This window comes from Cupriavidus sp. SK-4 (assembly GCF_000611125.1).
Lineage (GTDB): Bacteria > Pseudomonadota > Gammaproteobacteria > Burkholderiales > Burkholderiaceae > Cupriavidus > Cupriavidus necator.
This window is the reverse complement of record NZ_JFJW01000139.1, coordinates 26,396-48,123: the sequence shown is the minus strand read 5'-3', so window position 1 is coordinate 48,123 and position 21,728 is coordinate 26,396. Positions and strand designations below refer to the sequence as shown.

At 66.8% G+C, this 21,728-nt stretch carries 18 protein-coding genes; 3 read left to right on the top strand and 15 right to left on the bottom strand.

Annotation, left to right across the window (positions count from 1 at the left end; genetic code table 11):
* Positions 1–2 precede the first annotated feature (2 nt).
* From CF68_RS28135 to CF68_RS28080, 12 genes are all read right to left on the bottom strand, one after another.
* On the bottom strand, positions 3–1,037 hold the full coding sequence (locus CF68_RS28135; protein WP_035825404.1) for a carbon-nitrogen hydrolase family protein: 1,035 nt from the start codon (positions 1,035–1,037) through the stop codon (positions 3–5).
* A gap of 52 nt (positions 1,038–1,089) precedes the next feature.
* Entirely contained in the window at positions 1,090–2,001 is a 912-nt protein-coding gene (locus CF68_RS28130) for a fumarylacetoacetate hydrolase family protein (RefSeq protein WP_035825401.1), read from the bottom strand.
* 73 nt (positions 2,002–2,074) lie between these two features.
* Positions 2,075–3,199, bottom strand: a complete 1,125-nt coding sequence (locus tag CF68_RS28125) for a cupin domain-containing protein (RefSeq protein WP_035825399.1) — start codon at positions 3,197–3,199, stop codon at positions 2,075–2,077.
* A gap of 60 nt (positions 3,200–3,259) precedes the next feature.
* The gene (locus CF68_RS28120) at positions 3,260–5,581 is read right to left on the bottom strand and encodes a bifunctional salicylyl-CoA 5-hydroxylase/oxidoreductase (protein ID WP_035825397.1); all 2,322 of its coding nucleotides are present in this window, start codon (positions 5,579–5,581) and stop codon (positions 3,260–3,262) included.
* 62 nt (positions 5,582–5,643) lie between these two features.
* Positions 5,644–6,099, bottom strand: a complete 456-nt coding sequence (locus tag CF68_RS28115) for a thioesterase family protein (RefSeq protein ID WP_035825395.1) — start codon at positions 6,097–6,099, stop codon at positions 5,644–5,646.
* 37 nt (positions 6,100–6,136) lie between these two features.
* A complete protein-coding gene (locus CF68_RS28110; RefSeq protein WP_051591727.1) occupies positions 6,137–7,597 on the bottom strand; it encodes an indolepyruvate oxidoreductase subunit beta family protein in 1,461 nt (486 codons plus the stop codon).
* A gap of 79 nt (positions 7,598–7,676) precedes the next feature.
* Positions 7,677–9,872, bottom strand: a complete 2,196-nt coding sequence (locus CF68_RS28105) for an indolepyruvate ferredoxin oxidoreductase subunit alpha (RefSeq protein WP_035825390.1) — start codon at positions 9,870–9,872, stop codon at positions 7,677–7,679.
* Positions 9,873–10,009: 137 nt separating this feature from the next.
* A complete protein-coding gene (locus CF68_RS28100) occupies positions 10,010–11,347 on the bottom strand; it encodes an MFS transporter (RefSeq protein WP_035825388.1) in 1,338 nt (445 codons plus the stop codon).
* Between the two features lie 192 nt (positions 11,348–11,539).
* Positions 11,540–12,595 carry a porin gene (locus CF68_RS28095; protein WP_035825386.1) on the bottom strand — a complete coding sequence of 352 codons (1,056 nt, stop codon included), beginning with the start codon at positions 12,593–12,595 and terminating at the stop codon, positions 11,540–11,542.
* A 44-nt stretch (positions 12,596–12,639) separates the two neighbouring features.
* Positions 12,640–13,419, bottom strand: a complete 780-nt coding sequence (locus CF68_RS28090) for a cyclase family protein (RefSeq protein ID WP_035825385.1) — start codon at positions 13,417–13,419, stop codon at positions 12,640–12,642.
* Between the two features lie 26 nt (positions 13,420–13,445).
* On the bottom strand, positions 13,446–13,973 hold the full coding sequence (locus tag CF68_RS28085) for a flavin reductase family protein (RefSeq protein WP_051591725.1): 528 nt from the start codon (positions 13,971–13,973) through the stop codon (positions 13,446–13,448).
* The gene (locus CF68_RS28080) at positions 13,960–15,078 is read right to left on the bottom strand and encodes an LLM class flavin-dependent oxidoreductase (protein ID WP_035825383.1); all 1,119 of its coding nucleotides are present in this window, start codon (positions 15,076–15,078) and stop codon (positions 13,960–13,962) included. Before CF68_RS28080 ends, CF68_RS28085 begins: the two co-directional genes overlap by 14 nt.
* A gap of 108 nt (positions 15,079–15,186) precedes the next feature.
* Between CF68_RS28080 and CF68_RS28075 the strand changes: the two genes are divergently transcribed.
* Positions 15,187–15,750, top strand: coding sequence for a winged helix DNA-binding protein (locus CF68_RS28075; RefSeq protein ID WP_235205911.1), 564 nt, complete (start codon positions 15,187–15,189; stop codon positions 15,748–15,750).
* A gap of 377 nt (positions 15,751–16,127) precedes the next feature.
* Here CF68_RS28075 and CF68_RS28070 read toward each other — a convergent pair whose 3' ends face one another.
* Entirely contained in the window at positions 16,128–17,111 is a 984-nt protein-coding gene (locus CF68_RS28070; RefSeq protein WP_035825379.1) for a tripartite tricarboxylate transporter substrate binding protein, read from the bottom strand.
* Between the two features lie 107 nt (positions 17,112–17,218).
* Entirely contained in the window at positions 17,219–18,196 is a 978-nt protein-coding gene (locus CF68_RS28065; RefSeq protein ID WP_035825376.1) for a LysR substrate-binding domain-containing protein, read from the bottom strand.
* 126 nt (positions 18,197–18,322) lie between these two features.
* On the opposite strand from CF68_RS28065, the gene CF68_RS28060 reads away from it, so the two are divergent.
* A complete protein-coding gene (locus CF68_RS28060) occupies positions 18,323–19,495 on the top strand; it encodes a CaiB/BaiF CoA-transferase family protein (protein WP_035825373.1) in 1,173 nt (390 codons plus the stop codon).
* An 11-nt stretch (positions 19,496–19,506) separates the two neighbouring features.
* Positions 19,507–20,328, top strand: coding sequence for a CoA ester lyase (locus CF68_RS28055; protein WP_035825371.1), 822 nt, complete (start codon positions 19,507–19,509; stop codon positions 20,326–20,328).
* A 10-nt stretch (positions 20,329–20,338) separates the two neighbouring features.
* On the opposite strand, the gene CF68_RS28050 is transcribed toward CF68_RS28055, so the two are convergent.
* Positions 20,339–21,664, bottom strand: coding sequence for an MFS transporter (locus CF68_RS28050; protein WP_035825369.1), 1,326 nt, complete (start codon positions 21,662–21,664; stop codon positions 20,339–20,341).
* Positions 21,665–21,728 lie beyond the last annotated feature (64 nt).

The following is a 21,728-nucleotide window of genomic DNA, read 5'->3' as shown; positions in this document are numbered from 1 at the left end:
ATTTACTTGCTCTCGGAAAGGTCGAATGCGTTGAGTTCCGCTTCCTCGGCGTCGAGGTCGAAGGCCTGGCTGGCGCCGTCCAGGAACTGGGCGGGCTGCAGCGGTCGGCGGTCGACGCGCAGGTCGAAGATGTCGAAGCGGTTGTAGTGGCCGGTGATGTCGTGCATCTGGCGCGGCTGGATGCAGCGCGACAGATCGATGTCGGCGTAGACGATGCCTTCCGCGTCGATCAACGGCTCGCCGATCACGCGGCCGTCCGGCCCCAGGAAGCCGGAGAAGGCGCTGTTGCGGCGCGACAGCAGTTCGCGCGCCTTGGGGTTCAGCGGGCTCATGGCCTCGATGATTTCCTCCGACACGGTCGAGCACGACACCGCGGTGAACACCTTGCCCTCGAAGCAGTGGGCGGCGGCGCGCACCTTGATGGCCTCGGCCATGTCGTAGTCGGCCGGGGCCACCGGCAGCGCGATATAGCTGGCCACGTGCATCAGCTCGCCCTGCGACAGCAGCGAGAAGCGCGCCAGCGTGTTGGTGTTCTCGCCGCAGGCCAGCGAGCCGAGCGGGCCGACGCTGGTCTGGTGCACGCGCAGTGCCGAGGCGTCGCCATTGGCCCAGGTCAGCTTCTCGGCCCAGGTCGGCACCAGCTTGCGGTGGCGGCCCAGGATGCGGCCTTCGTCGCTGATGGTCACCAGCGTATTGAACAGGGTGCCGACGCCGGTGCGGCTGCGTTCGTTCACGCCGACGATCACGTTGATATGGTTGGCCTGCGCGGCCTGCGCGATCTTGCGGATCTCCGGGCCGGGGATCTCGATCGATGCCTTGACCAGCTTCTCGAACCAGGGGCTGGCGTCGACCGGGTTGGTCAGCCAGCTCCAGTACGGGTAGCCGGCCACGAACACTTCCGGAAAGGCGACCAGCTTCGCACCGTTGTCGGCGGCCTCCTTGATCAGGCGGCAGACCTTGTCGACCGTGGCGTCGGCATCGAGGAAGACGGGAGCCGCCTGGACGGCCGCAGCCTTGAACTTGGGCAGATTGAGCATATGTGTGCCTCGCTTGCAGCGGTCATCCCCGCTTGCGCGGGGATGACGGGATTTAGACAGCTACCACCGGGTGGCGCAGCTCGCCGATGCCTTCCGCCGTGGCTACCACGGTGTCGCCCGGCCACAGCCATTCCTGCGGGGTGCGGCCCGCGCCCACGCCGTCGGGCGTGCCGGTGGCGATGATGTCGCCGGGTTCCAGCGCCATGCCCTTGCTGATGTCCGCGATCAGCGCCGGCACCTTGAACAGCATGTGGCGGGTGTTGGAGCTCTGCTTGGTCACGCCGTTGACGGTCAGCGACAGGTCCAGCGTGTGCGGGTCGGGGATTTCGTCGGCGGTGACGATGACCGGGCCGAACGGGGCATAGGTGTCCTGGCCCTTGGAGTAGATCCACTGGCCGGCGCGGCGGCAGTCGCGCGCCGAGATGTCGATCATCACGCTGTAGCCGAACACGTAGTTGAGCGCGTCGGCTTCCTTCACGCCCTTGCCGCGCGTGCCGATGATGACGGCCAGCTCGACTTCCCAGTCCATCTGCTGGGTGATTTCCTTGTTGTGCTCGATGGCATCGCCCGGGCCGATCACGGTGGTGGGCGGCTTGGAGAAGATCACCGGCTCCTTCGGCAGCTCCTTCGAGGTGTCCAGGCTGCGGCTGGATTCGGCCACGTGCTCGACGTAGTTCAGGCCGATGCCCCAGATGTTCTTGCGCGGGCGCGGGATCGGCGCCAGCAGCTTGACGTTGGAAGCCGGCACGGCCACGCCGAACGGGAGCTTGCCGCGGTATTCGTTCAGCAGCGCGCTGGTCGAGCGGACTGCCTCGGGGCCCAGGTCGATGAACTCGAGCATGGTGGCGGGAATGCTCACGCCGACGGCGGCGCCGAAGCGGGCGAGGTCAACGACATTGCCGTCGACGATGGCGCCCAGGCGGGCGGCGGCAGCGACTTCAGCGCGATAGGTTACGAGACGCATGGTTTGATAACTCCGGGAAAGGCCGCATCCGGTGCGGCTGCAGAATATAAAAAAAGAAACGTACTGGCGGCGTTCAGAGGACCACCTGATGCCCGCCGTTCTCCGCCAGCGCCTGCTCGCGGTACAGCCCGAGCGAATGCATCACCGGCAGGTCGTTGAAGCAGAACAGCACGGCGTCATCGCTGGCCGACGCATTCGCGTGCTCATGGAAGGCCCACGACGGCACGCAGAATATGTCGCGCTCGGTCCAGTCGAAGCGCTGGCCGTTGATGACCGAGTAGCCACTGCCCTTGGCTACCTGGTAGATGAAGCTGCCGGTGTGGCGGTGGGCCCTGGTGGCTTCGCCCGGACGCAGCAGCTGCATGCTGGCGCCGATGGTCGGCATCACCGGGCCGCCGGTGACCGGATTGACGTAGTGCATCAGCACGCCATCGAACGGGCTGCCGTCGGTGACCTTGCTGTGGCGCACCAGCGCTTCGTAGGTCGGGGCCCATTCGTACTTGTAGAGCGGCGAATACGGCTTGGTCCAGTTGCCTTCGTGCGGGCGCAGGCCCTTGCCGCCCCAGATCGCCGGCATGTCGTCGACCGGGTGAGTCACAGCTTGCTGCAGGTCCGGGTGCACTGCGTAGAAGCCGGCCTCCATGGCGTTGACCAGCGGAATGTCCAGGCCATCCTGCCAGATGCAGGTGGTGCCTTCGGCCGCCACGCCATGCTCGTGCCAGGTGCCGTTGGGCGTGAGCACGAAGTCGTTGGCGTTCAGCGTCATCTTGTGGCCGTCGACAATGGTGTAGGCGCCGCTGCCTTCCATGATGAAGCGCAGCGCCGACGACGAGTGCGCGTGTGCCGAGGCGGCCTCGCCGGGATGCATCACCTGCAGGCCAGAATAGAGCCAGCCCACCGCTGCCGATACGTCCTGGCGGCCCGGGTTGTTCAGGTAGATCACGCGTCGGCCGGCCTTCTCCGGCGTCACCAGGTCGACCGAGCGCAGCACGTGATCACGCAGGTCGCGGTAGCGCCACAGCACCGGCACCGATTCTGACTTCGGCTGCCACGGCTCGATCTTGTTGGCCACGGTCCAGAGCGCACCCGTCTTGAGCGCATCGAGCTCCTTGTAGTAGGCGACCAGCTCGGGCGTGTCTTCCACGTCGGCGCGGCCGGCTACGTTCTCGCGGTAGGTGTCATACGAGGTATTCGACATCGTCTTCCTCTTTGGTCTGGTTTCTCCCTCTCCCGTGGACGAGAGAGGGGTGAGCCATCGTCAGGCCGCCGCGCGCTTGATGCTGCGCTCCAGCTGATCCTTGGCGAACAGGTACTGCTTGGGCCATTCCATGCGGCGGTAGCCCAGTTGCGCGGTCTCGCGCAGCAGCCAGGCCGGATCGGCCAGGTACGGGCGCGACAGCGCGCACAGGTCGGCGCGGCCCGAGGCGATGATCCCGTTGACGTGGTCGGCTTCGGTGATCGCGCCCACGGCGATGGTCGGCACGCCTGCCTCGTTGCGCACGCGGTCGGCGAACGGGGTCTGGAACATGCGGCCGTAGACCGGCTTCTGCGCCGGCGTGACTTCGCCGGAAGAGCAGTCGATCATGTCGGCACCGGCTTCCTTGAACAGGCGCGCCATGGCCACCGCGTCGTCGGCGCTGTTGCCGCCCTCGACCCAGTCAGTGGCGGAGATGCGCACCGACACCGGCTTGTCCTGCGGCCATGCCGCGCGCACCGCGCGCAGCACTTCCAGCGGGTAGGCCATGCGGTTTTCCAGCGAGCCGCCGTACTCGTCGCTGCGCTGGTTGGTCACGGGCGAGAGGAAGTTCGACAGCAGGTAGCCGTGGCCGGCCTGCAGCTCCAGCCAGTCAAAGCCGGCGGCGGCGGCACGCCGGGTGGCGGCGACGAAGTCATCGCGCACGCGGTCCATGTCTGCGCGGGTCATGGCGCGCGGCGTCTGCGAAACGCCAGGCAGGTACGGCAGCGCGGAAGCCGAGATCAGCGGCCAGTTGCCCTCGGCCAGCGGGTGGTCCATCTGCTCCCAGCCCAGCTGGGTCGAGCCGCGGCGGCCGGCGTGGCCGATCTGCACGCCGATGCGCGCGCTGGTGTGCTCATGCACGAAGCCGACGATGCCGGCGAATGCCGCCGCCTGCTGGTCATTCCACAGGCCCGGGCAACCCTCAGTGATGCGGCCGTCCGGCGACACCGCCGTCATTTCCACCATCACCAGGCCGGCACCGCCCAGTGCGCGGCTGCCCAGGTGCACCATGTGGAAATTGCCCGGCACGCCCATCTGGCACGAGTACATGGCGGTGGGCGACACCACCACGCGGTTCTTCAGTTCCACGCCGCGCACAGTGTACGGCGTCAGCATCGGCGGCACGGCGGCGGCATCCGTGCCGGCGCGTTCGGCCAGCCACGACTCGTAGCCTTCCAGCCAGGCCTTGTCGCGCACACGCAGGTTCTCGTGCGAAATGCGCTGCGAGCGGGTCAGCAGCGAGTAGGCGAACTGCTCGGGCTCCAGGTCTTCATAGCGCTTGACGTTCTCGAACCATTCGGTCGAATTGCGCGCGGCGTTCTGGATCTTGAGCACTTCCACCGAGCGCACGGCTTCGTAGTGCTTCAGCGCATCTTCCAGCGGGCCGTCGGTGTTGCGGAGGGTGCGCGCCAGCTCGATGGCATCTTCCAGCGCCAGCTTGGTGCCGGAGCCGATCGAGAAGTGCGCGGTGTGGGCGGCATCGCCCATCAGCACCACGGGCACCTTCTTCTCCAGGCCGCTGTCGTCGGCCAGGTTGTTCCAGTGCACCCACTTCTCGCAGATCACGCGCGGGAACTGGATCCAGATCGCCGAGCCGCGCAGGTGACCGGCGTTGCTGATCAGCGGATTGCCGTCCAGGTACGGGGCGAACAGCTTCTCGCAGTAGGCGATGCCCTCTTCCTGGCTCATCTGGTCGATGCCGGCGGCCTTCCAGGTTTCTTCCGGGGTCTCGACGATGAAGGTCGAGGTGCCGTCCTCGAAACGGTAGGCATGCGCCTGGAACCAGCCATGCTCGGTCGGCACGAAGATGAAGTTGAAGGCGTCGAACACCTTCTTCGTGCCCAGCCAGACAAAGCGGCAGTTGCGCGTGTCGATGTCGGGGCGGAAGGTGTCGGCATAGCGCTTGCGCACCACGCTGTTGAGGCCGTCGGACGCCAGCACCAGGTCGGCGTTGTACTTGCGCGCGATGGCCTGGTCGTCCTCGACGTAGTTCTCGAACACCAGTTCCACACCGACTTCCTCGCAGCGCGCCTGCAGGATGTTCAGCAGCTTCTTGCGGCCGATGCCGATAAAGCCGTGGCCGCCGCTGCGCACCGCGCGGCCCTTGAAGTGGACTTCGACATCGTCCCAGCGGTTGAACGCATCGCCGATGGTCTCGGCCGAGACCGGGTCGGCCTCGCGCAGGTTGTCCATGGTGGCGTCGGAGAACACCACGCCCCAGCCGAAGGTGTCATAGGGACGGTTGCGCTCCACCACCACGACCTTGTTGGCGGGGTCCTGGAGTTTCATCAACAGGCCGAAATACAGGCCGGCGGGGCCACCGCCGATACATACAATGCTCATGGCTGCTTCCAATCAGGTTACTACCGGAGGCTTTGGCACCCGCGCTGCGGGCACGTCGGCATTCAGGCGGTGATTTCGGGAAAAGGCCGGTCTGCGGGGGCAGGGCCGTGTTCGATGGCGGCGCGCAGGTCATCGGGCACCGGGATCGCCAGGTGCGTGTCCAGCGAAGTCATCACGATGGTCTGCGTGGCCGCCATGCGCAGATCGCCGTCTGCGCCGGTGCAGCGCCAGGCCAGCGTGATCGACTTGCCCCCCAGGCGCACCACATCCAACTCCAGCCAGACCTGGTCGCCAAAGCGGCTGATCGCCTTGAAGTCCACCTCCAGGTGCACGGTCGGCATGCCCAGCCGGCGCGCGCCGATCACGCCGTGGTAGCCGTCCGGCAACAGGGTGTCGACCCAGCGTTCGATGAGGTCGTTGAACAGCACGAAGTACTGCGGGTAGAAGACGATGCCGGCCGGATCGCATTCCGAGAAATGGATCTTGTGCTGGCGCCGGAAGGTGTGCGTAGTGCTCATGGTCTGCGGTTCCTGCTATGGGGGTGGCACGTGAAGGTCACGCCAGCGCGTGGCGGGCCAGGGCTTCCTTCAGCTTCTTGCCGTGCTCGTCGGCCAGCGCGGCTTCGCGCAACTCGCGCAGCGTGGCCGGGGCCAGGCGGGCACCCGCCCGCATCACGGCGTTCATCAGGGTCTGGTAGTTGGTCAGGCCGCGCACATGGGTGTCGCTGTAGCCTTTTACCAGCCGCTGGCACTGCACCACTTCCAGCGCCAGCGCGGGATTGAGGCGGGCGGCGGCCAGCACCTGGGCCAGCCAGCCTTCGATACGCTCGGTTTCCAGCGCATAGCGCAGCGTGCTGCGGCGGATGCCACGCAGGCGCGACACCGCCCACAGCATCAGGTAGCCGCGCAGTGAACTGGTGGTGACCACGCGGCCGGAGGTGGTGAAGCGGCGCACGAGACGGTGCACGAAATGCGGTTTCATCAGCCAGCGGCCGAGTCCGGCCGGCAGCGTCTCGCAGATCTCTTCCAGGCGCGGGTGCATGAACTCGTTGATCGCCAGCAGCTGTTTGTCGCCGGCGTGCACCTCGCCCCGCACGCGCGCGAAGCGCGAGTCGCGGGTCTTGAGGTCTGCCACGCGAATGGTGTCTTCGTACGACATCCACAGCGCCAGGTGGCGCGCGGTTTCGCGCAGCAGGGCGCTGTCGTCGTTGCCGACGGCCTGGCGCACTGCGGCCAGCCGATCCAGATACAGGCCGGCATAGGCCACGTCCTGGTAGTCGATCATGCGGCGCACGCCTTCGACCACGACTGGCCAGTTTTCGGCCGGTTGTTCGGCGCGTGCGCGCTGCAGCAACTGCGCAACCCTGGGATCCTGCGGCTTGAGTTCGCCCGGCGGCTTTGCGGCTTCCGCGGCGGGCGTCTCGGCGGCATCGGCTGTGGCGAACGCCGCGCCAAAAGCGCGCAGGCTGGGCTTCACGCCCACGCCGCCGCGCTCGATGGTGGCTTCGAACTGCGCGCGGCTGAACGGCAGTACGCCGGTGCCCGCCAGCGCGCCGAACAGCACGGCGCTGATGACGCTGCCGCTGGCTTCGGCGGCCTGTGCCATGTCAAAGCGTACAAAGCGTTTGGCGGCCTTGCCGGCATGGGCGATCAGCTCGTTGCTGTCGACCCGCCCGTCGCCCATCGCGGATTTCTCTGCGATGGAATACACGCGGTGGGTGGAAGACACCAGCGTGGTGCGCTCCGGCGTCACCAGTCCGCGCTGCACGGCGCGGCCGGCTTCCATCAGTTCGGAGGCAAGGACCACATCGACATCGCCGGGGGTGGGCATCAGCGCCAGCACCGGCTGGCGGCCGGCCTGCTCGGCCAGGTCGCGCGGGAACAGCTCGACGTAATAGATGGTGGCGCCGGTGCGCTGCGCCACGCCGGGCACCGACGTGGTCTGCGCGATATAGCCGTTGTGCTCGCCCAGATCCACGATCCAGTCGGCCAGCACGCCGCCGCCCTCGCCGCCCATGGCGAGGATGGCGACCTTGATCGGCTTGGCGCTGAGGTTATTGGGTGCGTTCACGATTGAACCTCTCGAAACTTGGTGTTCAGAATGCAAGGCGGGTGCGGCGCGCGGCATCGCGGCGCTGCAGGAAGCCGATCACGCCGTCGCGCAGGCGCTGGCGCAGCTTGTCGATGCGGGTCGGATTGGTGACGATCTGCGCGCGATAGAACGACGGGCACAGCACCGCTGCGTGCGAAACCTCGCCGCACAGGCCGCAGCCCACGCAGCTGTCCAGCACGGAGGCGACCGGATCGGTGCGCAGCGGGTCCGGGTTGGGCTTGATCGTCAGCGAAGGGCAGCCGGACAGCCGGATGCACGAGTGATCGCCGGTGCAGGTGTCCGAATCCACGCCAAAGCGCTCGCGCACCACGCGCTGGCCGTCGGCGATCGCCTTGCGGGTCTTCGGCTTCTCGCGGCGCTGCTTGTTCAGCATGCATTCGCTCTGCGCGATCAGCACCTTGGGGCCCTTGGCGCCGGTGGTCAGCGCTTCCTTGAGGGTGGCCTTCATCGCCTTGAGGTCATAGGTGCGGCGGATGGTGCGCACCCACTTGACGCCCACGCCCTTGACCGCGTCCTCGATGGCGTGGCCGGTGCTGCGGGTGTCGTTCAACGCGGTCGAGGACAGGATGTCCTGCCCGCCTGTCGCTGACGTGTAGCTGTTGTCGACCACGATGGTCAGGTTGTCGCTCTTGTTGAAGACCGCGTTGGCAATGCCGCTGGTCAGGCCGTTGTGCCAGAAGCCGCCGTCGCCCATCACGGAGATGGCGCGCTTGCCGCCGGGCGCGTTCAGCGCCGCGGCGCTGGCGCTGCCCAGGCCGTAGCCCATGGTGGTATTGCCCAGGTTGAACGGCGGCAGGATCGAGAACAGGTGGCAGCCGATGTCGGCGCTCACGTGGTGCTCGCCGATCTCGCGCTCGACCAGCTTCATCGCGGTGAAGATCGGGCGCTCCGGGCAGCCGGTGCAGAAGCCGGGCGGGCGCGCATGCACGCTTTCGTCGACCAGCTTCTGCGGTTCCAGCATCTCGGCGGCCACGGCATCCACCGTTGCGGCCGGGGCTTGCACAAGCGGGATCACCTTGCGGGCGGGCTTCGGTTCCGGCAGCGGTTCGATCTTGCCGTACTGCTCCAGGAAGGCGCGCAGGCCCTTGAGCACGGTCGCAGTGTTGTACTCGCCAGCCAGCGGCAGCAGGTCCTTGCCATGCAACGCCGCGGTGGCGCCGGCCATGCGCAGGATGTTGGCGGCGTTCTGCTCGATAAAGTTGGGCTGGCCTTCTTCCAGCACCAGCACTGCGCGCTTGCCCGCGCAGAAGCGTTCCCACTCCGAATCGATCAGCGGGTAGGCCACGTTCATCACGTACAGCGGGATCTTCGACTCGCCGAACACGTCGGCCAGGCCGAGCTGCTCCAGTGCGCGGATCAGCGTGTTGTAGCTGCCGCCCTGCACGGCGATACCGATGTCGTCCATCTCGCCCTGGAAGAACTCATTGAGCTGGCGTTCCTCGATGAACTTCACGGCGGCGGGCCAGCGCTGCTTGATCTTCTCGTGCTCGTGCACGAAGCTCGCCGGGGGCAGCACGATGCGGCTGAGGTCGCGCGTGGGGTTCTCGAGCGCGTCCTGGATGGAGAACTTCGAGCGGCGGTTGTCGGAGGCCACGAACTGGCCATGTACGTGGCACGAGCGCACGCGCAGCTGCAGCATCACCGGAGTATTTGACGCCTCGGACAAGTCGAAGCCGTCCTTCACCGCCTGTACGATGCACGGCAGGTTGGGGCGCGGATCGAGCAGCCACATCTGCGACTTCATCGCAAACGCGTGGCTGCGCTCCTGCATGATCGAGGAACCTTCGCCGTAGTCTTCGCCGACGATGATCAGCGCGCCGCCGGTGACGCCGCCCGAAGCCAGGTTGGCCAGCGCATCCGATGCCACGTTGGTGCCCACGGTAGCCTTGAACGTGACCGCGCCGCGCAGCGGGTAGTTGACCGAGGCGGCCAGCGACGCGGCCGCGGTGGCTTCGCTCGCGCTGTTCTCGAAGCGGATGCCATGCTCGGCAAGGATGTCCTGCGCATCGGCCAGCACGTCCATCAGGTGCGAGATCGGCGAGCCCTGGTAGCCGGCCACGTAGGAGACGCCGGATTCCAGCAGCGCCTTGGTGACCGCGAGGATGCCCTCGCCGCTGAATAACTCGCCGGAACCCAGGCGCAATTTCTTGACTTCTTCGGCAAAGGAACGCTCAGCCATGGCTTTTCTTCCTGACGCTCACGTTGGGGTGAGACGAATATAGTTTAGACAGCAACATTTCCATAATCATATATATGCACGGAGCTCAAGGTCACGGGGACGGCTTCCGTGGAAGCCGAAGTCCTTCCTCAGGCGATCTATGCGTTGCTTTGCTGGCCGACGCGGGCCACGACGACTGGTTGCCGTGCCGATGGCAGCAGCGCCACAGCCAGCGCAGCGGCAAGGCCGGCAATGGAGAACGTGATGAAGTTCCAGCCGAAACTCAGGCCTGAGCCGGCCACGTAACCGCCGACGAGCGGGCCGCTCATGGCGCCGATTCGCGCGAAGCTCAGGGCCCATCCTGTTGCCGCTGCCCGTGCGTGTGCCGGGTAGTAGCCGGCCAGATGGCCTGTAAGGATCAGGGATGCCGAGACGCTGCCCACGCCTGCCAGCGCGACCAGAAGGTAGTTGACGACAACGGAGTTGCGGAACATCAGCGCGCCGATGGCGAGAGCGCCGATCAGGTAAAAAACCGCGACGGTGCCACGTGCGCCTATCCTGTCGGCCGCGCTGCCCAGGAAAAGGCCGCCTACCGCGGAAGCAAGGCTGAAGATAACCAGGAAGGAAAGGCTGGAGCCGAGGTCGTAGCCATTCTTGCGCATGATGGTCGGCAACCACGTATTGAGGCCATAGACCAGCAGCAAGCCGAAGAACAGTGCGATCCAGAAGCACGCCGTCGCGCGCAGCTGCTTGCGGGCGAACATGCTCGACATCACGTCGCGCCAGGTGGCGCGGGTGGCGCCGTTGGCGGGCCGGGCCTCTGACGGCAGCCGGCCATGGCCAGTGCGATTGGCCAATGCCTGCGCTTCATCGATTCGCCCTTGCCCCACCAGGTACTCCAGCGACTCGGGGAGCAGCCACGCCATCACCGGTATCAACACCATGGGCACGGCACCCAGGCCAATCACGCCACGCCAGCCAAGGCTGGGCAACAGCCACATCGCAATGAGCGCGGCGCAAAGGATGCCCACCGAATACCCCGAGTACATCAGCCCATAGTTGAAGCTGCGGCGGTGCGGCGGCGAGTACTCGATGGTCAAGGCGGCGGCGACGGGAATGACGCCACCGAGGCCGAGCCCGCCGATGAAGCGCAAGACGCCGAAGATGGCCGGCGTCTGCGCATAGGACGCGCCCAGCATGGTCAGCGAGAACAGGGAAACACAGAGCAGCAGCATGCGGCGGCGCCCGATCATCTCGCTCAGCGTGCCGATCAGGAAGGCGCCAAAGAACATGCCGACCAGGGCATAGCTGCTGAGGGCACCGAGTTCCAGCGGCGTCAGGTTCCAGTTGCGGTCGTCGGCGAGTGCGGGCAATACCGCTCCCATGACGCCGACGTCATAGCCTTCAAAAAGAATCGCAAGGAAGCATACAAAAAGTACGGTATAGGTCGCGCGAGAATCGGGGCGCCAGGGCTGGGAGCTGCCAGCTGGGGTCATTGTCTGTCTCCTGATTGGTGGCGGATAGGGAACCGGAGAAGCCGCCAGGGAACCTGTTTCGCGCGATCGTCGCCACGCGTTCGTTGTCGTTCCACATAGTTTAGGCATAAACATATGATTGTGGAAATATTTTTTTTCGAGGCGACGAAGGTGGTCTTGCAGGCGCCTCGACGGGAGACGCCGAGGCCGCAACTAGAACTTGTGGCGCAGGCCCAGGCCGAAGGTGTTGCCCGGATTCAGGTCGGTCACCTTGTCATAGCGCCAGGCGGCGTAAAGGTCGGTGCGCTTGGAGAACGGGTAGTCGTAGGCCAGCGTGGTGGTGTCGCGGCGGGCCGAGCCCAGCGTCTCGTTGCCGCCCTGCCAGGTACGCACCCACGTTGCCATCAGCGAGCCCGGCCCCAGCGGGGCGCTCGCGCCCACCTGCATGGTGCGGTTGCGTTGCCGGCTCAGCGTGCTGAAGCTGTTGTCCGACTGCGCGTACTGGCCGAACAGCTTGACCACCTTGAAGTCGTAGGACACGCCCGCCAGGTAGGCCATCTGGTAGCTGGCGCCGCTGGCCGCGAATTCCGGCGCATTGACCCCCACGCGCTGCACCGCCAGCGTGGCGCCAAAGTTGCCGTTGAAGTAGGTGGCATTGCCGCCGTAGTTCTGCTTGCCCTGGTGTCCGGTGCTCTCGCCGGTCGAGTAGATCGCATTGAAGCGCAGCCCGCCGAAACCGGGGCTCTGGTACAGCACCGAGTTGTCCCAGGCGGTGTCGCCTGCGACCGAGTTGCCGACCGGCGAACCCGGCGGCGTGGTGTAGGCATGCAGGAACATCGGCGAGAACACGGCCGAATCCGCCAGCGGGTTGAACAGCAACATCGACACGAACCACGGCGTGGTGTTGCGGCCGAGCTTGATCGCGCCGAAACCTCCGTTCAGGCCAACATAGGCATTGCGCCCGAACATGACGTCGCCGTCGAAGCGGCCGACCTTGCCATTGTCGGTACGGAAAAAGCTCTCCAGCGTGAACTCGGCGTTCAGGCCGTTGCCCAGCGCTTCCTGCCCGCCAATGCCCCAGTAGGAGGTGGTCAGGCCGGAACTGTCGACGACCGCGGTGCTGTGGGCATCGCCACTGGCACGCACGGAGCCGGCAAAGGCGTCAATCGTGCCATAGAGCTGCACGGCGCTCTGGGCCTGCGCGGCGCCTGAGGCGAGGCTGCCGGCAGCCGCCACGGCGGCCAGCAGGATCCTGCGTTGGTGTTTCATTGTCTCCCTTCCTTTCTCATTTCTTGTGGACGTCTGCGGCTCTGTCAGGTGGCCGCGATCGCCAGTACCCGCAACGGACTGCCCGACCCGTTCTGGATCTTCAGCGGTGCCGCCACGATCAGCGTGCCGGTAGGCGGAAGCTGGTCCAGGTTCTTCAGGCATTGCAGGCCGTACTTGTTGGCGCCGTGCATCAGCGTGTGGCACGGGTAGGGCAGCGGCCAGGCGTAGGACTGGCCGGCATCGGTGTTGATGGTTTCGACGCCGAAGCCGTGGACGTTGCGTTCATGGATCAGCCACTCGACCGCTTTTTGCGTTGGCCCAGGCGTGTGAGCGCCGTCGTCGCGCAGCCCCAGGAACTCCGCCGGATCCGTCTTCTTGCTCCAATCGGTGCGCAGCAGCACCCAGGCGCCGGCGGGAATGCGGCCGTGTTCGGCTTCCCAACGCTGCAGGTGCGCAACCGTCAGAACCCAGTCGGGGTTCTCCGCCACTTCGGCGCTGGCATCGACCACTACCGCGGGGGCGATGAAGTTGGCCGGGTCGATGGTGTCCACGGTGTTGTTGGCGTGGTCCTTGCCCGAGATCCAGTGCACCGGCGCGTCGAAATGCGTGCCGGTATGCTCGCCGCAGGAGAAGTTGTTCCAGTACCAGCCCGGTCCCTTGTCGTCGTACTGGCTGATGCGTTCCATCTTGAACGCCCACACCTGCCCGAATTCGGGGGGCAGCACCAGCGCGGGGAAATCCGGCGACAGGGTCTGCGTCAGGTCGATGATCCTTGCCTTGCCGCCGGAAAGGTCCGCGGCAAGCTGTTGCACGGTGTTGCTCATGGGGTCTCCTTGTTGTGTACGCCGTATCAGGCCGACGCGTGCGCCAGCCGCGTGTACCGTCCCTGCCAGTAGAGCAGCGGCGCCGGGGCCTGTTCGGCCACGTGTACTGCCCGCACCCGGCCGATGATCAGGATGTGCCCGTGGCGCTCCAGCAGTTCCTCCGCCTCGCAATCCATGGCCACTACGGCATCGGCCAGCACCGGGGCGCCGTCGCGGGTGAGCTGGGTCCAGGCGTCGCTGCCGTAGCGCGCGGCGCCGGCCTCGCCGCCAAAGCCGGTGAAGCGCTGCGCGATCGCCTGCTGCTCCACGCGCAGCAGGTTCACGCCGAAGCGCCGCGTGCTCTGCAGCAGCCCGGCCGAAGAACTCGTCGCCTTCATCGACGCCACCACCATCGGCGGCTCGGCCGAGAACGACGACACCGAGGTTGCGGTGAAGCCGCTGCGTTCCTCGCCTTCGGCCACCGTCACCACGGTCACCGCGCCGGCGAAGCCGCGCATTGCCTGCTTGAACTGTTGCTGCAGCGCCGCCAACGGGTCGTGCTTACTGGCCGCCATTTTTCGACCCTCCGGGCTGGCGCAGGCCGCGTGCTTCCAGGATCGGCAGCACCGTGTCGCGGAAGTACGGGAACTCCTTCACGTAGTCGACGAACGACAGCGTGGTGCCCTTGAAGCCGGCTTCGGCCAGCGCGCAGATGCCATCGGCCACCTGCTCGGGCGTGCCCACCAGCGGGAAGCCGCCGTGGCCCGCCGCCATGCGGTCGCGGATCAGCGCCAGCAGGTCGTGCGGGAACGACTGCGCGTTGGCGAACTGCAGCGCCACCAGGTTGTCCACCGCGGCCCAGTCGGCGTTGTCCTGCGCAAAGTGGCGCAGGTAGTCGCGCGCTTCCTGCTCGGTCGGGCGGCACACCACGTGCGAGAAGGTCAGCACCTGCACCGGCTTGTCTGCCGCACGGGCCTTGGCTTTCAGCTCGCTCACTTCCACCTTGGAACGCGCCAGGTCGATCGCCGGCGTGAACAGGAAGTTGGCGTTCTGGATGGCGAAGTCGCGGCCTTCGCCGGAACCCGCGGCGTTCAGGATCGGCGGGCGCTCGCCGTGCCACGGCTTGGGCAGGCCGTAGATGCCCTTCAGGTGGAAGTTCTCGCCGTCATAGTTGAAGGCGCCGTCGCGCTCCCAGATCTGCTTGATGACGTCGAACCACTCCTGCGCATAGCTGTAGCGCTTGTCGTGGCCGGCGGCCAGCGGCAGGCCCAGGGCTTCGTACTCGGGGCGGTTCCAGCCCGCCACGATGTTCAGGCCCGCGCGCCCCTGGCCGATCTGGTCCAGCGTCGCGATCTGCTTGGCCACCACCGCCGGGTGGTTGGCCGCGGTGTGGATGGTGGCGAATACCGTCAGGTTCTTGGTCTGCGCCAGCAACCCGGCAGCCCACGTGATCGTTTCCAGCACCGAGCCATGGAAGTCGGTCTCGCCGCCGTAGCCGATCCAGCGCGCGATCGGCAGCATGAAGTCGATGCCGGCGTCGTCCAGCATCCGGGCCAGCTTCGCGTTGTTTTCCCACGAGTTGTCCCAGCGCTCGCCGATCTTGGTCACCGACATGCCACCCGAGCAATTGGTCGCAAACGTGCCCAGTACAAAGTCCTTCGTGTTCAGAATTTTTCTCATGCGTATCTCCCAGCCAAGTAGAATCCCTGAAGCAGGCGCCGCCTGCGGATAATGCGGCGCCCGTACTGCCCTGATAAACCCACGCACGCAACGTGCGTCGAGCTGACAATGCCCAAGACCCCGAGTAACTCCACGCCATCCGCGAAAATCGACCGCACTGCCGAGCAACATCGCTGGCACCTGGCGACGGATGATTTCAGCGTCGAGATCACCGACCTCGAATACGCCGTGATGCGGGCTTATCAGTCGTTCCTGCGGTGGCAGTCCGAATGCCTGGCGGCCGTGACCGGGATTACGCTGAGCGGGCAGGAAAATACCCTGCTGCACATCATCCGGATGCACGAGCGGCCCAAGACCATCAAGGACCTGCTGCACATGACCAATCGCCAGGACGTGCCCAACATGCAATATGAGTTGCGCAAGCTGCTCAAGGCCGAACTGGTCGACAAATACGGCAGCGCACGCACGGGCATTTACTACTTCGCCACGGACGAAGGCATAAGGGTGTGCGACGAATTTGCCCGCTTGCGGCGCGAGACACTGCTCGAGACCGCGCAAGGCGAATTCGGCCCTAAATCCGGCACCCTGAAGGCTGCCGGACAGCTGGAACAACTGGAAAAGGTCTACGAGATCGCTACGCGTGAAATCGCGACCTATCACCGCCGTCGCTAGAAGGAGTGGTTTTGGAAACTCATCGGGGGGCGCTGTCTCCTGATGGCGCGTGACGTGTCGCGCGCATCGAATAAATAATCAAATAAAAGATTTATTTGATGCAAATGTAGCGCACTGCCGCGGGCTTCGCCAAGGCTTTTTGCGTTAGGGGAAACACCAAGAGGGATGGCCCTGACGGCTCGCCGTCGTGGGGCTGTCTGGCCCGACGATTAGCCGAAGGCAGGAACTACCTGTTGAGGAAAGCTGCTGGAGGGGTCTTGTCGCAGTAATTTCGCGACCGGCGGAGCTGGAGCTGGCGGCGCTCGTTGCCCGATAGGGTGGGGGTGTGCGGGAGTGGCGGCATGCCCGCTGGCGTGCCGCCTGGTGCCCGTTTGCGCTCAGTCCACCTGCGCGCCCGATGCCTTCACGATGCGGGCCCACTTGTCCATGTCGGACGCCAGCATCTTGCCGAACTGCTGCGGCGTGCCCGTCAGGACTTCGGCGCCCTGTGCCGCCAGCTTGTCGCGCAGGGTCTTGTCCGCCAGGATTTCCTGCATGGCCTGGCCGAGCTTTTGGGTCACGTCCTTCGGCGTGCCCTTGACCGCGAACAGGCCGACCCAGAGGTCGCCGCTATAGCCGGGCACGGTTTCGCTGATCGCGGGAATGTCCGGCGCGAACGGCGAGCGCTTGGCGGAGCTGACGCCGAGCGCGCGCACCTTGCCCGCCTTGATATGGGCCAGCACCGACGGCAGGCTGGCGAAGGCCAGCGGCACCTGGTTGCCCAGCACATCGTTCAGCGCCGGCGCGACGCCCTTGTAGGGCACGTGTTCGAGCTTGATGCCGGCCATGCTGTTGAGCATCTCGCCCAGCAGGTGGTTCAGCGTGCCATTGCCGGCGGAGGCATAGCGGTAGTAGTCCGGCTTGGCCTTGGCCATCGCGATCAGCTCGGGCAGCGACTTGGCGGGGAAGGCGGGGTTGGCCACCAGCACATTCGGCACGCTCGCCACCGGGGCGATCGGCTCGAAATCCTTGACCGGGTCGAACGGGATGCTGCGGTACAGCGACGGATTGATGGCCTGCGTGCTGCTGATGGTCATCAGCAGCGTGTAGCCGTCCGGGGTGGCGCGGGCCGCTGCCTGGGTGCCGATATTGCCGCCGGCGCCCGGGCGGTTTTCCACCACCACCTGCTGGCCGAGCCGTTGCGACAGGGTCGCGGCGACCAGGCGCGCGACGATGTCATTGGTGCCGCCCGGCGCCTGCGGCACGATCATCTGGATGGGCTTGGACGGATAGGGATCGGCGGCGAGGGCCCTGGCGCTGAACAGCGGCAGGCAGGCGGCCAGGGCAGCGGCGGCTGCCAGGGCGCGGCGGGTGCGTTGCATGGTGTCTCCTGGAGTTGCGGGGCCGTGAATGCCGGCCCAGGCTGGTGGCAACTCTAGCCGACTGCCGCGCCGGCGTGAAATTCAATCGCCGACTATGGGCATAAGTTTTATTGATCGGCTGCAGGCGGCGGAATCAGCGGCTTGAGCGACCCGCCTGCCGCAATGCGCTCGGCCACCAGTTCACGCAGCACCTCCGCCACGGCCTCGGCCGCGCTGGTGCGCGGCAGCGCGCGTGGCCAGCACAGCGACAGCGTGCGGCGCAGTTCCGGCACGATCAGGCGTCGCGGCACTTCGCTGTCCGCGTCGGAAAGCGACGACGCGGGCAGGATGGTGCAGGCCAGGCCCTCGCGCGCGGTCGCCAGCAGGAAGGGCAGCGAATCCAGGTCGGCCACCACGTTCAGCGGCACGCCGGCCTGCGCGAAGGCAAGCTCGACCACTTCGCGCAGGCCCTGCGAGCCGCTTGGCAGCACGAGTGGCAGCTCGCCCAGTGCCTTGATCGCGACCGTAGCGCCTTCCGCACCGGCCTGCGCCCGAGGCTTCGCTTGCGCCTTTGCGCGCCCGCGCGTCACCGGAGGCGTCCCGACCAGGTATAGCGATTCGCTCGCCAGACGCTCCAGTTCCACCGCGCGCGACGGCACATCGCGGAACAGGATGGCGAAGTCCAGCCGGTTGTGGTCCAGCAGCTCCGAGATATAACCGCTCATGCTCTCGAACAGCTGCAGCCGGATTTGCGGATAGCGGGCGCGCACAGCGCGGATCAGCGGCATGCCGAATGCCGCTGCCGCCGTGGTGGGCAGGCCGATGGCAACCATGCCGGTAACATCCGTGCCGGCCACCCGGGCCTCGGCGCCTGCGATCTCCACCTGCCGCAGGATATTGCGGGCGTGGCGATAGAGCGTGCGGCCGGCTTCCGTGGGTTTGACGCCTTTGGCGCCGCGGTGGACCAGCGGCACGCCCAGCTCTTTTTCCAGTGCCGCCAACTGCTGGCTGAGTGCGGGCTGCGCCACGCAGACCACTTCGGCTGCCCGCGTCAGGCTGCCCTGGTCGACGATGGCGATGAAATAGCGCATGGCGCGCAGGTCCATGGCAGGCTCCGGGAGAATTCCAAAGTATTCATTTTACTTATGATCCCCCTCGGCAATCGGTATTTCCAAGGCGCGGCCCGGTCCGGTAGATTGCCGTCAGGACATTGCGCAAAACCGGATACCACCATGCCCCATCCCCTCGAAGGCATCACCGTCGTTTCCCTGGAGCAGGCGATCGCGGCCCCGTTCTGCACCCGCCAGCTGGCGGACCTGGGCGCGCGCATCATCAAGATCGAGCGGCCTGGCAGCGGCGACTTTGCCCGCGCCTACGACACGCGCGTGCGCGGCTTGTCTTCGCACTTCGTCTGGACCAACCGTTCCAAGGAGAGCCTGACGCTCGACGTCAAGCACGCAGCGGCCGGCCCCGTGCTGGCCGGACTGCTCGAACGCGCGGACGTGCTGGTGCAGAACCTCGCGCCCGGCGCGGCCACGCGCCTGGGCCTGGACTTCGACAGCCTGAGCGAAAAGTACCCGCGCCTGATCGTGTGCGATATCTCGGGCTATGGCAGCGACGGCCCGTGCCGCGACAAGAAGGCCTACGACCTGCTGGTCCAGAGCGAGTCCGGCTTTGTCTCCGTGACCGGCACGCCGGACGACGGCGTCAAGGCCGGTGCCTCGGTGGCCGATATTGCGGCCGGCATGTATGCCTATACCAATATCCTGGCCGCGCTGCTGGAACGCGGCAAGACCGGGCGCGGCAAGCGCATCGATATCTCGATGCTGGAATCGATGGTGGAGTGGATGGGCTTCCCGCTCTACTACGCCTTCGATGGCGCCGAGCCGCCGCCGCGCGCGGGCGCGGCACATGCCACCATCTATCCCTATGGCCCGTTTCCGACCGGCGATGGCAAGACCGTGATGCTGGGACTGCAGAACGAGCGCGAGTGGGTCGTGTTCTGCGAGGCGGTGCTGGGCGAACCCGATCTCGCCACGCATCCCGACTTTGCCAGCAACAGCCTGCGCAACCAGAACCGCGCGGCGCTGCGCGCGCGCATCGTCGACAGCTTCTCGGGCCTGACCGCGACGGAAGCGGTCGACCGGCTGGAGGCCGCCAGGATTGCCAATGCGCGGGTCAATACCATCGCTGACGTTTGGGACCACCCGCAACTGGCGGCGCGCCAGCGCTGGCGCCAGGTCGACACGCCGGTGGGTCCCGTGCCGGCGTTGCTGCCGCCGGGCATGACCGAGGCACGCATGGACCCGATTCCGTCGCTCGGCGCGAGCACCGATGCCATCCTGGCCGAGCTGGGCCAGACCGAGGCGCAGATTGCCGCGTTGCGCTCGGCCGGCGCAGTCTGAAAGGAGCCGCCATGCCGATCGCCAATCCGCGCAGCTACCTGTTTGTCCCGGCCTCGCGTCCGGAGCGCATCGCCAAGGCGATCGGCTCCGGTGCCGATGCCGTCATCGTCGATTTCGAGGATGCGGTCGCGCCCGCCGACAAGGGGCACGCACGCGACGGGCTTGGCGCCCCATGGGCGGGGCTTGGCGCGCAGGCAGCGGCGGCTGGCGTCGCCATGCTGGTGCGCATCAACGGCGCCGATACCGCGTACTACGAAGACGATCTCGCGTGGTGCCGCGCACAGGGTGTCGCCGACATCGTGCTGCCGAAGGCCGATCCGGCCGGCGTCCATGCGCTGGCTGCGGCATTGCCCGGTGTGCGCTGTTTCCCGCTGGTCGAGAACGCCGCCGGCTTTGCCGGTTTGCGCGAGCTGGCCCGTGCCGGCGGCGTGGTCCGGCTGCTGTTCGGCAGCATCGACCTGATGTTCGATCTCGACGTGCAGGACGACGGTGAAGCGTTGCACTACTTTCGCAGCCGGCTGGTGCTTCATTCCCGCGCGGCGGGTTTGCCCGCGCCCGTGGATGGCGTTTGCACCGCAATCGGCGATGACGCTGCACTTGCCGCGGAGACGCGCCGCGCCCGGGCCTTCGGCTTTGGCGCCAAGCTGCTGATCCACCCGGGCCAGGTCCGCGGCGTGCACGACGGCCTGGCGCCGTCGGCCGATGAACGGCACTGGGCCGGGCGCGTCATGGCCGCGGCCGCCGCTGCCGATGGCGCCGCGGTGGCGGTGGACGGCAAGATGGTGGACCGCCCAGTGCTGGAGCGCGCGCGCCAGATCTTGTCCGGCGCCTAGCCCACCTCCGTCAATCCAGCCGCTTGCCCGCAGTCTCCGGCATCATCGCCAGCCCGACCAGCGAAATCAGCCCGCAGCCGATCACATACAGCGCGGGCGCGCTGGCATTGCCGGTCAGTTCGATCAGCCAGGTGGCGATCAGCTGCGCGAAGCCGCCGAACACCAGCACGCCGATGCAATAGACCACCGACAGCCCGCTCGCGCGGATGCGGCGCGGGAACAGCTCGGTGATCAGCACCACGGACGGCACCACGTTCAGCACCAGCGGCAGGGCCAGCATCGCGACCACCGCCAGCAGCGTGCCGAGCGACGGCCGTGCGTTGAGCAGCAGGAAGGCGGGGTAGACCAGCACCAGCATCGCCACGCGCGACCACAGGATGGCGGGCTTGCGGCCGATGCGGTCGGACAGCCTGCCGGCATACGCGGACAGCGCTACCTGCACCAGTGCGGCGACGCAGCCGGCGGCCATGCTCAGCCCGAGCGGGATCTTCAGCACCGTCACCGCGTAGCTGGTCATGTAGTGCAGCACGATATAGGTGGCGGAGGTGCCGCCGATGGTCACCAGCACGCCGGCCACCACCACGCGGCCATGTCCGCGGAAGATTTCAGACAGGCCGGTGCGTTCATGGCCCGGCGCGCCGGAGGCCGGCGCTTCGGCGGTTTCTTCCAGGTGGCGGCGGATATAGAGGCCGAGCGGGATCACCAGGATGCCGATGGCGAACGGCACGCGCCAGCCCCAGCTTTGCAGGGCGTCAGGCGACAGCCCGTTGGTCAGCGACAGCCCGACCACCGCCCCCAGCAGCACGCTCACGCCCTGGCTGAACAGCTGCCAGCTGCCGTAGTAGCCGCGGGAATGGTCGTCGGCGTACTCCATCAGCAGCGCCGTGGAGGCCCCGACCTCGCCGCCCAGCGCAAAGCCCTGCAGCAGCCGCGCCAGCACGATCAGCAGCGGCGCGGCCAGGCCGGCCTGCGCATAGGTGGGCGTGACCACGAACAGCAGCGAGCCCAGCCCCATCAGCCACAGCGTCAGCGCCATGGCCGGCTTGCGCCCCACGCGGTCGGCATAGAGCCCGATCAGCAGGCCGCCAAGCGGGCGCGCGACAAAGCCCACGCCAAACGTGGCCAGCGACAGCATCAGCTGGCCGAAGCTGCCGGTCACGGGAAAGAACAGCTTGCCGATCAGCACCGCGAAGAAGCTGTAGACGGTGAAATCGTAGAACTCCAGGCCGTTGCCGATGGTGATGGCTGCGATCACGCGACGGCGCGGCGCGACGCGGCTGGCCGGGGGCGCGGCATAAGCGCCGTCCAGCGGCTGCGCGGGCAGGGAAGTGGACATTCGGTGTCTCCGTGGGTGGGGTGGCGCCGGCCTCGGGGCCGGTCATTGTCGATGGCGGGGCGTG

What these genes read in the sequence shown, in the direction of transcription:
- CF68_RS28135 (WP_035825404.1), bottom strand. Translation starts at nt 1,037, where the DNA reads ATGCTCAATCTGCCCAAGTTCAAGGCTGCGGCCGTCCAGGCGGCTCCC.
- CF68_RS28130 (WP_035825401.1), bottom strand. Translation starts at nt 2,001, where the DNA reads ATGCGTCTCGTAACCTATCGCGCTGAAGTCGCTGCCGCCGCCCGCCTG.
- CF68_RS28125 (WP_035825399.1), bottom strand. Translation starts at nt 3,199, where the DNA reads ATGTCGAATACCTCGTATGACACCTACCGCGAGAACGTAGCCGGCCGC.
- CF68_RS28120 (WP_035825397.1), bottom strand. Translation starts at nt 5,581, where the DNA reads ATGAGCATTGTATGTATCGGCGGTGGCCCCGCCGGCCTGTATTTCGGC.
- CF68_RS28115 (WP_035825395.1), bottom strand. Translation starts at nt 6,099, where the DNA reads ATGAGCACTACGCACACCTTCCGGCGCCAGCACAAGATCCATTTCTCG.
- CF68_RS28110 (WP_051591727.1), bottom strand. Translation starts at nt 7,597, where the DNA reads ATGGGCGGCGAGGGCGGCGGCGTGCTGGCCGACTGGATCGTGGATCTG.
- CF68_RS28105 (WP_035825390.1), bottom strand. Translation starts at nt 9,872, where the DNA reads ATGGCTGAGCGTTCCTTTGCCGAAGAAGTCAAGAAATTGCGCCTGGGT.
- CF68_RS28100 (WP_035825388.1), bottom strand. Translation starts at nt 11,347, where the DNA reads ATGACCCCAGCTGGCAGCTCCCAGCCCTGGCGCCCCGATTCTCGCGCG.
- CF68_RS28095 (WP_035825386.1), bottom strand. Translation starts at nt 12,595, where the DNA reads ATGAAACACCAACGCAGGATCCTGCTGGCCGCCGTGGCGGCTGCCGGC.
- CF68_RS28090 (WP_035825385.1), bottom strand. Translation starts at nt 13,419, where the DNA reads ATGAGCAACACCGTGCAACAGCTTGCCGCGGACCTTTCCGGCGGCAAG.
- CF68_RS28085 (WP_051591725.1), bottom strand. Translation starts at nt 13,973, where the DNA reads ATGGCGGCCAGTAAGCACGACCCGTTGGCGGCGCTGCAGCAACAGTTC.
- CF68_RS28080 (WP_035825383.1), bottom strand. Translation starts at nt 15,078, where the DNA reads ATGAGAAAAATTCTGAACACGAAGGACTTTGTACTGGGCACGTTTGCG.
- CF68_RS28075 (WP_235205911.1), top strand. Translation starts at nt 15,187, where the DNA reads ATGCCCAAGACCCCGAGTAACTCCACGCCATCCGCGAAAATCGACCGC.
- CF68_RS28070 (WP_035825379.1), bottom strand. Translation starts at nt 17,111, where the DNA reads ATGCAACGCACCCGCCGCGCCCTGGCAGCCGCCGCTGCCCTGGCCGCC.
- CF68_RS28065 (WP_035825376.1), bottom strand. Translation starts at nt 18,196, where the DNA reads ATGGACCTGCGCGCCATGCGCTATTTCATCGCCATCGTCGACCAGGGC.
- CF68_RS28060 (WP_035825373.1), top strand. Translation starts at nt 18,323, where the DNA reads ATGCCCCATCCCCTCGAAGGCATCACCGTCGTTTCCCTGGAGCAGGCG.
- CF68_RS28055 (WP_035825371.1), top strand. Translation starts at nt 19,507, where the DNA reads ATGCCGATCGCCAATCCGCGCAGCTACCTGTTTGTCCCGGCCTCGCGT.
- CF68_RS28050 (WP_035825369.1), bottom strand. Translation starts at nt 21,664, where the DNA reads ATGTCCACTTCCCTGCCCGCGCAGCCGCTGGACGGCGCTTATGCCGCG.